This is a genomic window from Kineosporia rhizophila (assembly GCF_021277265.1).
In the GTDB taxonomy this organism is placed as follows: domain Bacteria; phylum Actinomycetota; class Actinomycetes; order Actinomycetales; family Kineosporiaceae; genus Kineosporia; species Kineosporia rhizophila.
Genome location: NZ_JAJSOH010000007.1, coordinates 71519 through 83423, shown reverse-complemented (window position 1 = coordinate 83423; position 11905 = coordinate 71519). Strand labels below are relative to the sequence as shown.

Annotated in this window: 12 protein-coding genes; 5 read left to right on the top strand and 7 right to left on the bottom strand. The window is 71.1% G+C overall.

The features are described 5' to 3' along the window. Window positions 1–15 precede the first annotated feature (15 nt). Window positions 16–1077: a peptidase C39 family protein gene (locus LWF15_RS12790; protein ID WP_232810734.1), complete on the bottom strand. Its 1062-nt coding sequence runs from the start codon at window positions 1075–1077 to the stop codon at window positions 16–18. Between LWF15_RS12790 and LWF15_RS12785 the strand changes: the two genes are divergently transcribed. Then, a complete protein-coding gene (locus tag LWF15_RS12785; RefSeq protein WP_232810733.1) occupies window positions 1076–2143 on the top strand; it encodes an Lrp/AsnC family transcriptional regulator in 1068 nt (355 codons plus the stop codon). The genes LWF15_RS12790 and LWF15_RS12785 overlap by 2 nt on opposite strands. On the opposite strand, the gene kynU is transcribed toward LWF15_RS12785, so the two are convergent. Continuing rightward, window positions 2140–3417 (bottom strand): kynureninase, encoded by a 1278-nt coding sequence (kynU, locus tag LWF15_RS12780; RefSeq protein WP_232810732.1) that lies wholly within the window; start codon window positions 3415–3417, stop codon window positions 2140–2142. The two genes, LWF15_RS12785 and kynU, sit on opposite strands and share 4 nt — an antisense overlap. Window positions 3418–3462: 45 nt before the next feature. On the opposite strand from kynU, the gene LWF15_RS12775 reads away from it, so the two are divergent. The 3 genes from LWF15_RS12775 (at window position 3463) to LWF15_RS12765 (ending at window position 7026) form a co-directional block, all read left to right on the top strand. After that, window positions 3463–3714, top strand: a complete 252-nt coding sequence (locus LWF15_RS12775; protein WP_232810731.1) for a hypothetical protein — start codon at window positions 3463–3465, stop codon at window positions 3712–3714. Window positions 3715–3777: 63 nt separating this feature from the next. Beyond that, window positions 3778–5973 carry a RelA/SpoT family protein gene (locus tag LWF15_RS12770; RefSeq protein WP_232810730.1) on the top strand — a complete coding sequence of 732 codons (2196 nt, stop codon included), beginning with the start codon at window positions 3778–3780 and terminating at the stop codon, window positions 5971–5973. A 117-nt stretch (window positions 5974–6090) separates the two neighbouring features. Further along, the gene (locus LWF15_RS12765; RefSeq protein WP_232810728.1) at window positions 6091–7026 is read left to right on the top strand and encodes a N5-glutamine methyltransferase family protein; all 936 of its coding nucleotides are present in this window, start codon (window positions 6091–6093) and stop codon (window positions 7024–7026) included. Here LWF15_RS12765 and LWF15_RS12760 read toward each other — a convergent pair. Then, the gene (locus LWF15_RS12760) at window positions 7023–7415 is read right to left on the bottom strand and encodes a MarR family winged helix-turn-helix transcriptional regulator (RefSeq protein WP_352396536.1); all 393 of its coding nucleotides are present in this window, start codon (window positions 7413–7415) and stop codon (window positions 7023–7025) included. The genes LWF15_RS12765 and LWF15_RS12760 overlap by 4 nt on opposite strands. 161 nt (window positions 7416–7576) lie before the next feature. On the opposite strand from LWF15_RS12760, the gene LWF15_RS12755 reads away from it, so the two are divergent. After that, entirely contained in the window at window positions 7577–8503 is a 927-nt protein-coding gene (locus tag LWF15_RS12755) for a quinone oxidoreductase family protein (protein WP_232810724.1), read from the top strand. On the opposite strand, the gene LWF15_RS12750 is transcribed toward LWF15_RS12755, so the two are convergent. The 4 genes from LWF15_RS12750 to LWF15_RS12735 form a co-directional block, all read right to left on the bottom strand. Further along, window positions 8500–9348, bottom strand: coding sequence for a CPBP family intramembrane glutamic endopeptidase (locus LWF15_RS12750; protein ID WP_232810702.1), 849 nt, complete (start codon window positions 9346–9348; stop codon window positions 8500–8502). The genes LWF15_RS12755 and LWF15_RS12750 overlap by 4 nt on opposite strands. A gap of 123 nt (window positions 9349–9471) precedes the next feature. Next, entirely contained in the window at window positions 9472–10134 is a 663-nt protein-coding gene (locus tag LWF15_RS12745; RefSeq protein WP_232810700.1) for a response regulator, read from the bottom strand. Further along, window positions 10131–11282 carry a sensor histidine kinase gene (locus tag LWF15_RS12740; RefSeq protein WP_232810698.1) on the bottom strand — a complete coding sequence of 384 codons (1152 nt, stop codon included), beginning with the start codon at window positions 11280–11282 and terminating at the stop codon, window positions 10131–10133. Before LWF15_RS12740 ends, LWF15_RS12745 begins: the two co-directional genes overlap by 4 nt. 18 nt (window positions 11283–11300) lie before the next feature. Next, window positions 11301–11897: a cadmium resistance transporter gene (locus tag LWF15_RS12735; RefSeq protein WP_408623192.1), complete on the bottom strand. Its 597-nt coding sequence runs from the start codon at window positions 11895–11897 to the stop codon at window positions 11301–11303. Window positions 11898–11905 lie beyond the last annotated feature (8 nt).

Here is an 11905-nt window from a genome sequence, read left to right as displayed (position 1 = left end):
GCCCTGCTCCGGGCCTCAGCCACGGCGGCGCAGCAGGACGGCACCGCGGTAACCGCCGTCCCCGTAGGCCGCCATCTCGTCGAGCGCCGCGAAGGCGATCGGCAGCAGGTGACCGTCGACCCAGCTCTCCCCCGAGGCCGGGTCCACCGCCGGGTCGTCGATCAGCACCGCGTCGCCGGCCACCCCGCAACAGCGCACCCAGTGCGGCACCGGGAACCCGCGCATCAGCTGGATCGAGATCAGCAGAAGCACCTCGGTCCCCTCCTCGAGCGCGGCCGCGATCTCGGCGACGGTGAGCCGCCGGGAGACGACCGGAATCCCGAGTTCGGCCGCCGCCCGGCGGGATTGACGCTGCAGGTCGGCCCGCCACGCGCCTTCCTCGTCGCTCAGGTGCTCCACCACCACCGGCTGGTCGGTGTCGAGGGCGATGGTCACTGCCAGGTCCGGCCGGCGGCGGGCCAGGGCCACCCCGAGCCCGACCGGTTCACAGGCCGGGTGATTGGTCGCCTCGGCCCAGAAGGCCATCTCGGCCTCGGCGTCGAGCACCGCCTGATCCCCCGCCGACGGCGCCAGGGCCGCCGAGGCCGAGAGCCCGGTGACCGCGCCACAGGTGTACATGGTGGTCTGGCCGTAGTAGCGCACCGGGCGCACTGTGACTTCGGGCACCAGCCAGTGCACCGAACCCGTGGCCGGGAAGCTCGTACCGGGGCCGGAGACCAGCGGAGGCTCCAACTGGGTGAAACCCGCGCTCCAGCCACCCTCCCACTTGACGGCGACCGCTCCGGCGCGCCGGGCGTCCTCAAACACCGCCTCCACCACCGCATCGACACCGGCTGAGGTGCCCACCACGTCCACAATTTTCTGGTAGGAGGTGTGCGGGCGGGACGTGACCAGGGCGGCTGCCACCCACTCGTCCGCATTGCCCTCGTGCGTGGCCACGACCAGGCGCGGCCCCCAGGCCGAGCGGTCGACGTCACGCCAGTGCGCCCGGGACGCCGGTGGCACGAGCCGCTCGAACGATTCCGGGAGCGTGGCCCAGTCGAAGGGGTGGAAGCGGACAGCCGGCGGGTTGTTCATGGCGCCATCATGGACTGTGCTCGACGATCTCGACCTCCAGCTGCTGAACGCCCTGCAGTTCGCCCCGCGGACCTCGTGGACCGCCCTCGCCCCGGTGCTGCGCAGCGACGCCTCGACCCTGTCGCGCCGGTGGATCCGGCTCACCGAGGCGGGGCTGGCCTGGACCACCTGTTACGTGCTGCCGGAGCGGATCCGGGTGTACTCGGCCGACGGGCAGCCGCTGCGCTCCAGCTTCGCCGTCATCGAGATCCGTTGCGAGGCAGGCCGACGGGCCGAAGTGATCGCGGCCGTCGCCCAGAAGCCGGCGGTGCTCAACGTCGAGTGCACCTCGGGCCCGCGCGAGCTCACGGTCAACGTGCTGGCCGACTCCCCCAGCGCCCTGGACCGTTACGTGGCCGACCACGTCGCCGCCGTGCCCGGGGTCGTCTCCACCAGCACCCGGTTCGTCCGGACCATCTACCGGGAAGGCTCGGAGTCGGACCTGATGGCCCTGACCTCGGCCCAGCGCAGCAGCCTGGAAGGCCTGTTGCAGCAGGACCAGGGCGAGCGCGCCGAACGCCCCGAACTGGAACCTTCGCCGCTCACCGAGCGGGTGCTGCGGGCGCTGCAGCCCGACGTGCGGCGCTCGGCGGTCGAGGTCGCCACCGAGGCCGGCATCCCGGTGGCCCTCGCCCGGCGCACGATCGCCCAGCTCACCCGGTCGCCGTGGGTGCGGATGCGGGCCGACTTCGCGCACGACCGGATCGGCTGGAACGCCTCGGTGCAGCTGTGGATGTCGGTGCCGCAGGACTCGCTGCCGGTGGTCGCGGCCGCCCTGTCCCGGCATCCGGCGGTACGGCTGTGCGCCTCCACGGTCTCGCCCGACAACCTGGTCGCCACCCTGTGGATGCGTGAGCTGGACGACCTGGACGCGATCGAACTGTCGCTGCAGCGGCGTTTTCCCCAGGCCCGGGTCACCGATCGCTGGATGGTGACCCGGGTGGTCAAGCGGATGGGCACGCTTTTCGACGACAGTGGCCGCCGCTGCGGTTACGTCCCGGTGCCGTTGCCCTGCGGTGATTCCTAGGTGACTCGCGAGCGCTCGGCCGCGAATGCCTCGTACTGCCTGCTTTCCACCACCTCACGCAACCGGTCGGCCGCGTCCCACACGTCGGTGAAGCGGGTGTACAAGGGGACGGGGGTGATCCGGATCCGGCTCGGCACCCGGAAGTCGGTGATCACCTTGGCCTTCTCGGCCAGGGCCCGGCAGATGCGCCAGGCCTCGGCGTGTTCCAGCGACACGTGCCCACCCCGCCGGCCCGGCTCGGCCGGGATCGCGGCCCGGAACCCGAGCGGTTCCAGCCACTCCCGGGTCAGGTCGAGCAACAGTTGGCACTGGGCAACACTCTTCGCCCGCAGAGCGGCCGGACCGGCCTGCTCGAACGAGGTCAGCGACGGGCCCAGCGGGGCCATCGCCAGGATCGGCGGGGTGCTGACCAGGAAGCGGCCGACATCGTCCACCGGGTCGTAGTCGGCGCCCATGCCGAACTGGTCGCGCTGGCCGAACCAGCCCCAGATGGGTTGACGCAGAGCGGTTTGCAGTTCCTTACGCACGTAGAGGAAGGCTGGGGCGCCCGGTCCGGCGTTGAGGTACTTGTAGGTGCACCCCACCGCCAGTTCCGCCCCAGTGCCGGTGAGGTCGATCGGCACGGCGCCGGCGGCGTGGCACAGGTCCCACAGTACCTTCGTGCCGGCCTCGCGGGCCAGTTCGTTCACGGCGGCCATGTCCTGCACCGCGCCGCACCGGTAGGAGACCATCGAGAGCACCACCAGGGCCACGTCCTGATCGATCACCCGGCCCAGGTCGTCCGTGCTCAGCCCCTCGTCCAGATCGCTGGAGACCACCCGCAGGCGCAGGCCCCGAGCCTGCGCCAGGCCCTGCACGATGTAGCGGTTGGTGGGGAACTCCTCGGCGTCGAGGACGATCACGTCGCGCCCCGGCCCGGCCGCGTCCAGCGCCGCGACGGCCAGCTTGTAGAAGTTGACCGACGTGGAGTCCGACACCACGACCTCGCCCGGCCGCGCCCCCAGCACCGAGGCCGCCAGCCGGTCGCCCAGAGCACCGGACCACTCGATCCAGTTGCCCCACGAGCCGATCAGCTGGTTGCCCCACTGCTCGGTGACCACTGCGCTGACGGCGGCGGGCACGTCCCGGTGCAGTCGGCCCAGCGAGTTGCCGTCCAGGTAGATCGTCTCCTGGTCGGCGAACACGAAATCGTCCCGGAAGCGGGCGAGCGGATCCGCCGCGTCCATCTGCTGTGCATCGGACCTGCTGATACCCGAAAGCTCGTCGCCCACCATGGGCAGATCCTCTCAGGAAGCGACCATTCGTTACCGTGGAGCCCAATGGAGCCCATCGTCCTGCCCGGTGTCGTCGAACTGTCGGCCGACCAGACCCGTCCTGGGCTGGTGGTCTGCACCTTCCTGGGCGGGCCGGCGCTGTCGGTGGTGATCCCCCGGGCGAAGGTGCAGGAGATCTTCGACTGGTGGCTGACCATCGCCCCGGAGCTCGCCGTGGACGGGTATCTCGAGGAAGCCACCCTGGAGCAGTTCCGCAACGACATCATCGCCGCTGCGGTGCCCGACGACCTGTCCTGACCGTGATGTTGCGCTCCCGGTATTCACTCGGGCGGCCTATCTGCCGATGATGGGCTCGTGCCCATGCCCACACCCGCCCTCACCCCCGAGGAATTCATCGCTGCCGCCGTCCGCGAGCTGGACGAGGCCGTCGATGCTGCCGGGTGGGACGAAGAGGCCAAGGCCGAGCTGCACAAGGGCATCGACTACGGCGTGCGGGCGCACACCGGGCAGGACCGTAAGAGCGGCGAGCCGTACATCACGCACCCGCTGGCCGTAGCCACGATCGTGGCCGGGGTAGGCGCACCACCCGCAACGGTCATCGCGGCGGTGCTGCACGACACCGTCGAGGACACCGAAGTCACACTTGAAGACGTCGAGCGCACCTTTGGTCCGCAGGTGGCCCTTCTCGTGGACGGGGCCACGAAGGTCGCGGCGGTACGCGGGGACGACCCGGACCGCGTCGAGGCCGCACGCCTGCGCAAGCTCTTCGTCGCTCTGGCGGCCGACCCGCGGGTGGTCACGATCAAGCTGGCCGACCGCCTGCACAACCTGCGCACCATCGGCTCGCTGCCCGCCGCCAAGGCGGCCCGGATCGGGCGGGAGTCGCTGGCGATCCACGGGCCGCTGGCCCACCGGCTGGGCTTCGCCCTGATGAAGGCCGAGATCGAGGACCGGGCGTTCGCGGTCGCCTACCCGGACGAGTACCTGGAGCTGCGGGCCGAGCTGGTCAACCGCCCGCACCTGGAAGAGACCCTGAACGAGGCGATGCAGCGCCTCGGCGAGCACCTGGACGCCGCCACCGGCACCCAGGGCGGGCACGACATCAGCGGCCGGATCAAGCACCTGTGGAGCATCTACCGCAAGACCGCGGCCACCGGCCGCGACCTGGAGACGCTGCACGACCTGATCGGGGTGCGGGTGATCGTCGAGGACGTGGAGGACTGCTACCGGGTGCTCGGCCTGGTGCACGCCCTCTGGGAGCCGGTGCCCGACCGGTTCAAGGACTACATCGCCCGGCCCAAGTTCAACGCCTACCGCTCGCTGCACACCACCGTGCTGCTGAACGGGCGGATGGTCGAGGTGCAGGTCCGGACCCGGCAGATGCACACCGACGCCGAGAACGGCAGCGCCGCCCACCACGCCTACAAGCAGGGTGGCGACGCGGCCGAGCCGCAGTGGCTGTCGCGGGTGCTGGCCTGGCACGACGCCGACGACAGCGAGTACCTGACGGCGATCGCGGGCGAACTGCAGGCGCAGGAGATCTGGGTGCTGACGCCGCGTGGTGACGTGCACTCGCTGCCGGTCGGCGCCTCGGTGGTGGACTTCGCCTACGCCGTGCACTCCGAGGTGGGCGACCGTTGCTCGGGGGCCCGGGTGAACGGCGCCCTGGTGCCCCTGAACACGCGTCTGACCAGCGGAACCACGGTCGAGATCATCACCCGCCGGACCACCGGGCCCTCGCTGGACTGGCTGCAGTGGACGGTCACCGCCCGGGCCCGGCAGCGCATCCGTGCCTGGCACACCCGGGCCCGGCGCGACAACGACCGGGCCAACGGCGAGGCCGCCCTGGTCACCCTGCTCTCGCGCCGCCGGCTGCCCCGGGCCCAGGCCGAGGCCGCTCTGCTGCGGGCGGCCGGCCTGGACTCGCTCGACACCCTGGCCGAGGAGGTCGGCGCGGGCCGGATCGACATGACGATGCTCGCGAACGCCCTCTCCAGCGCCGCCCTGGCCCCGCCCTACGCACCCAGCCTGCATGCCCCCGTCCCTCCGCAGCCGGTCACCCATACCCGCCCGGAGCCCGCGGACGAACCTCCGGGCCCCGCCCCCTCCCCCGCCGGTGTGCCGCCCATGCACGTCACCGCGCCCGGGCTCAGCGGCGTCAGCCTGACCTGGCCCGGCTGCTGCCACGCGGTTCCCGGCCAGGGGCTGCTCGGTGTGCTCTCCCGCACCCGCGGCATCGTGGTGCACGCCGCCGACTGCCCCCAGGCGCTCTCGTCGCTGGCCAAGGACCCGGACCGGGCCACCCGCCTGACCTGGGTGCGGGCCGGTTCCAACCTCTCCCAGATCGAGCTGGTCTGCGAGAACGCCCCCGGCATGATCGCCCGGGTCACCCTCGCGCTGGTCGAGAACGGCTGCGACATCGAGGCTTCCAGTTCGTACATCGGCGAGGACGGCGCCGGCCACCAGACCTACGAGGTGGTGCACCCGGGCAGCCGGGCGGAGCTGGCCAACCGGCTGCGGGAAGTGCCCGGGGTGCGCTCGGCGCTGGTGCGCTGATCCGGCTCGGTGGGGCCCGGTCGAGTGGTGACCGGGCAGCGCGGATTGCAGGCTTGGGCGTGCGAGGCACCTGGAACCAACGGGCGCGCTCGTGATCGGAACCAAGGAGCCTCTCTGATGACCGACGGCGCGCTGCTCGACCTGCTCACCCTTCTCGCTGAGAACGGGTACGAATTCGTCACCGTCACCCCGGAGACCCACAGCCGGGTGAACCGCCGGGTCGGCAACGCCTGGGCCCAGGACCTGCGCGGAGTCTTCGGCTGGAGCCGCCCCTTCCGGCCCGGGATCCTGCCGGAGCGCCTCCTGGGGGCCATGGAGGCCGCCGGCGTACTGGAGGGCACTCCCTCGGAGGGATTCCGCAGTACCGTTCGGGTTTCGAGCCTGGACGGCCGGCTGTACGTGCACAGCGCTTTTCCCACCCTGGCAGCTGATGCGGTCTTCTTCGGACCCGACACCTTCCGGGCGACTACGGCCGCCTTGGCTCATCTGGAACACCGCCGGAACCCGGTGCGACGCATCGTCGACATCGGTTGCGGCAGTGGGGCGATCGGCATCACGATGGCCGCCCGCCGCCCCGAGGCCGAGTTGGTGATGGTCGACATCAACGACCGGGCCCTGCGATTGGCCCGGATCAACGCCGCCGCGGCCGGTCTCGCCGACCGGGCCACGGCGCAGCGCAGCGACCTGCTGAACGACGTGGACGGCGAGTTCGACCTGGCGGTCTCCAATCCCCCGTTCATGATCGACCCGCTGGGCCGGCGCTACCGGGACGGCGGGGTGGGCGGCCACGGGCTACCGGTCAAGGTGATGCATGCCGCGGTGAACCGGCTGGCCCCGGGCGGCAGCCTGGTCCTGTTCTCCGGCACCGGCATCGTCGACGGGGAGGACCCGTTGCGCGCGCAGGTCGAGAACCAGCTCGCGGGAACGCCGTTCGACTGGTCGTACGTGGAGGTCGACCCCGACGTGTACGACGAGGAACTCGACACCCCGGCCTACCAGCACGCCGACCGGATTGCCCTGGCCGTGCTCACCGTGCAGCGCCCGGTCAGTTAGGCGTTCGGTGTCGGCGGGGTGAGGAAGACCTCGAGAAGAGCGGCCAGCTGCTCGCTCTGCGGCTGGTCGAGGCGGGCGAAGGCCGGGCCGAGCAGTTCACGCACCCGCGCGTACATCACTGCGGCCAGCTCGAGGCCGGCTTCGGTGATCACGACGTCCACACCCCGCCGGTCTTCGGGGTTCTTCCGACGGGCCAGCAGGCCCCTTCGCTCCGCCCGCTCGACCAGCCCCGACATCGTGGACTTGTCCAGGCCCATGTAGTCGGCCAGTTCCGTCACCCGCACCCGGCGGTCGCGCAGGATGCCCAGGACCCGGATCTGGGTGAGCGAGAGGTTGTGTTCCGCGCCGACCGCGCTGAGAACCCCCGCCACCTGGAAGGTGGTGCGCATCAGGGCATCTTCCAGGGGGCTCTCCGGAGGGTCCCCGGGGTCGTTCAGCCGGTTCACGTTGCGCCTTCCTGCTCGCGGTCACCCAGATCGTACTTGATTTAGATGGCAATACCCACGACTATGAAGTCGTTGGGATTACCATCTATCTCTCGGAGGTCCTCATGCACGCCGCCCTCGTCACCGGCCCCGACGCCGTCCCGGTCTACGGGGAACACCCCGAACCGGTCGCGCAGAACGCCGACGAGATGGTCGTCGAAGTCCTGGCCGCAGGCCTGCACCACCTGACCCGGGCCAAGGCGACCGGCTCGCACTACAGCAGCAGCGGCACCTTCCCGCTGATCCCCGGCGCCGACGGCGTGGTCCGCGACCCTTCCGGCCGCCTGCGCTACGCGGCCCTCGAAGACGCGACGGTGGGAATGTTCGCCGAGCGCACGGTCATTGATCCTCGGCGCAGCATCCTGCTTCCGGACGACGCCGACCCGGTACTGATCGCCGCGGCGATGAACCCCGGCATGTCCTCCTGGGTGGCGCTCAGCCGGCGGACCGCCTTCCAGGAGGGGCAGCGCGTCCTGATCCTGGGCGCCACCGGCAACGCCGGGCGGATGGCGATCCAGGTGGCGAAGCTCTTCGGGGCGTCCCAGGTGATCGCGGCCGGCCGGGACGCGAGCCGGCTGGCCGGCCTCACCTCGCTCGGGGCCGACCGGACGATCACGTTCGACCAGGCCGAACAGGCCGCCGACGTCGACGTGGTCCTGGACTACGTCTGGGGCGAGCCGGCCGCCTCGATGATGCTTCCGATGCTGCAGGCCCGCCGCGACCGGAGTGCCCCGCTGACCTGGATCGAGATCGGGTCGATGGCCGGCCGCACGGCCCCGGTCCCGGCCGCTGCCCTGCGCGCCGCCCAGTTCCAGATCATCGGCAGCGGAATAGGTTCGGTCAGCGCCCGCGACCTGATCGCCGTGCTGCCCGATCTGGCGGTCGCGGTCACGAAGGGCCTGATCGACGTGCGCGCCCGGGCCGTGCCCCTGGCCCAGGTCGCGCAGGCCTGGTCGGCCACCACGAGCGAGCGGATCGTCCTGGTTCCCTAGACCGCGACTTCCGCGACTTCCGCGGGTTCCGTGAGTTTGTCGGCCCGGCGCATGCGCCCGGTGCGGGCTGCGTAGGTGAGCAGGGCCAGCGTGGGCAGGCTGAGGACGGCCAGTACCACCACGCTGGCCTCCGGCCCGAACTCACCCCCGGTGAGCCACTGCGAGCCGTCCAGCGTGGTGTGGAACAGCGAGTTCTCCTGCTCGGTGCCGGACGAGCGGACGCCGAACACACCGGCCTGCAGCAGGTTCCAGCCGAAGTGGATGCCGATGGGCAGCCAGAGAGAACGGGTGGCCAGGTAGGCGGCTCCCAGCAGCAGGCCCCCGGTCAGGCCGATCGCGAGCGCTCCCTGCACCGTGGCGTGCTCGTTGACCAGGTGCATGGCCCCGAACAGCACGGACGAGACGGCGAGCGAGACCCAGCCGCCGAACCGTTCGGCCAGGATCCGGACCAGGACCCCGCGGAACACCAGCTCTTCACAGGCCGCCACGCAGGCCATGATCCCGGCCGTGACGGCCAGGCCTTCCAGAGAACCGTCGGTCTGTCCGCCCCAGCCGCCGAGCAACCGGATCGCGAGCATCAGTGTCCCGAAAAATGCAGCTCCCAGGACGATCCCGGGGATCAGCCAGCCCACACTCCGGGCTTCCGGTACGGGCCTGCCCTCCACCCAGCGGGTCAGGCCGGCGTAGGCCAGCACGGCCAGGACGGCGCTGCTCACACCGGCCGACACCGCCCAGGTCAGGTCGTCCTGGCGGGCCGCGGTGGTGCCCTCGGCCACCGCCAGGATCAGGAAGGTCCCGACCAGCAGGATCGGAAATCGGAAACGCCTCCTCCAGGTGCCGGGCATGGCTGGTCCTCCTACACATCGATGTCGAAACAGACATCAGGACCCTAGGAGCCCGATGGGCCACAAAACGTCACCCTGGGGTGGACATTCGAGGTGTAGCTCGCGCGGGGGACTATCGCGCGCTCACTCTCCGCTGCCGACCAGCCCGTTCTGATACGCGTACACCACGGCCTGGACCCGGTCGCGCAGGCCGAGCTTGGACAGGATGCGCGAGACGTACGTCTTCACCGTCTCGCTCCCGATGCCGAGCTCGGCCGCGATCTCGGGGTTGGACAGACCCTGGGCGATCAGCAGCAGCACCTCCGACTCGCGTGGGGCCAGGACCGTGGACCGCGGCGGCGAGGCCGATGGCGCCCGCACCCGCGACCCGAAACTGCCGATCAGACGCCGCGTCACGGCCGGCGCCACCAGAGCCTCGCCCCGGGCCACCGTGCGCACCCCGGCGACCACCTCGTCCGGTTCGGCGTCCTTGAGCAGGAAGCCCGAAGCCCCGGCCCGCAATGCCTCGTACACGTACGAATCCAGATTGAAGGTGGTCACCACCAGCACCTTCAGCGGCTCGGGAACGCCGGGCCCGGCGAGCCGGCGGGTGGCCTCGATGCCGTCGAGCAACGGCATGCGGATGTCCATCACCACCACATCGGGGCGCAGCTCACGAGCCAGCTGCACGGCCTGCTCACCGTCCGCGGCGGCGCCGACCACCTCGAAGCCCGGCTGCAGACCCAGGATCGTGGTGTAGGCCGTGCGGATCAGGGCCTGGTCGTCGCAGACCAGAACGCGGATCACGCCGGAACCCCGGCCCGCGGCAGGAAGGCCCGGACCCGGAACCCGCCCTCCGGGTCGGGCCCGGCCTCGAAGTCCCCACCGAGGACGGTGGCCCGCTCGGACATCCCGGCCAGTCCGTGACCGGCCCGGACCTCGTCGTCTGCGCGAGCGGACTTCTCGGTGACCACCTCCACCGCGACCCCCGCCTCGGCATAGGAGACCACCACCCGGGTGGGGCAGCCCTGGGCGTGTTTGACCGCGTTGGTCAGTGACTCCTGCACCACCCGGTAGACGGCCAGGTCCACTGCGCCGGAACCGGTTTCCGGGCTGCCGTTGACCTCCAGCCGCACCGGCTGCCCCACCGACCGGGCGCGTTCCACCACGTCCTCGACCTGCCCGCCGGCCGGTTCACGTTCGGCGGCCGAAGCGTTGAGCACGTGCAGCAGATGCCGCAGCTCGGTCAGGGCCTGCCGCCCGGTGCCGCTCACGGCCGCCATGTTCTCGCTCGCGCGGTCCGGATGCACCGGGGCCAGCATGCGGGCGGCATCCGCCTGGAGCACCATGGCCGTGACGTGATGGGTGACCACGTCGTGCAGCTCCCGGGCGATGAGGGCGCGTTCGGTGGCCAGCGCCAGCGTCACGCTGTCCTGGCGGCGTCGTTCGGCCGCTGCCCGTTGTTCCCTCATCCACCGGCCGGCGACCCAGACCCCGGCCAGCACGAGGTAGAACTCCAGGTACTGCAGCGCATTCTGGGTGGAGCCGAGCTCGTGCAGCACCAGGGCGAAGATCAGGAACCCGACGGAGAGCAGCACGGCCAGCTCGCGTCGCCCCCGGTTCTGGTAGGCCCCCAGGCCGTAGAGGGCGAACGGAAAACCGAGGCTGGCGGCGGTGATCGGGTACGCCAGACCCTGATACAGCACGAAGGCGATGCCGGTGGCCAGGGCGCAGACCACCGGCAGACGGCGCCGCAGGGCGAGGGGCGCGCACAGGCCCAGCAACAGCAGCGCGCCGAAGGCGTCGAGCGGCTGCTCGGGGAACTCCGGCAGATCGGCCCCGCTGCCGTCCATGCCCGGCACCAGCGAGACCACCAGCAGCGCGCTCGCACCGATCGAGTCACGAACGGTGACATTCAGTCGCCTCCAGCGCTCGAAGGGCACGAATCCGGTCATGCCGGGGAGCATAGGCGCCTAGACCCCGAAGGCGCCGCCCTCGACCAGGATCAGGACCCCGACCGCGATCAGGACCACCGGCAGCAGGATGTGCCCCCAACGGGAAAGGGCGGCGGCGACGGAGGGACGGGTGGCGAAGAAGCAGCCGGCAGCTACCCAGACGGCGACCAGGACGAGGAACACCGCCACGTAGACCGTCGTCCCGCTGAGCCCTGCGTTGGCGAAGACCGGCACGTAGACGCCGATGTTGTCGCCGCCGTTGGCGAAGGTGACAGCGGCCAGTTCCAGGCTGCTGGGCACGGTGCCGCCATCGGTCTGCGCGTCGTCGGGCTCATGACGATCGCGCCAGGTCTGCACGGCAGAACGGAGGCCGAGGAACAGAGGAAGCAGACCGAGGTACGGAAGGACGCTCTCGGGCAGCAGACTCGCCCCCGACGCAGCGGCGACGGCCGCCACCAGAATGCCGAGGAATCCCAGGTACTGGCCCACGGCGATGGCCCGGGTGGTGCCGCGCTGCCCGGCTCCCCGGGCGAAGAAGAGCGCCAGGATGAGCAGGTCGTCGATGTTGGTGACGGCGAACAGGCCGATCGCTGAGCCCACGATTCCGATGTCCACAGTCATCG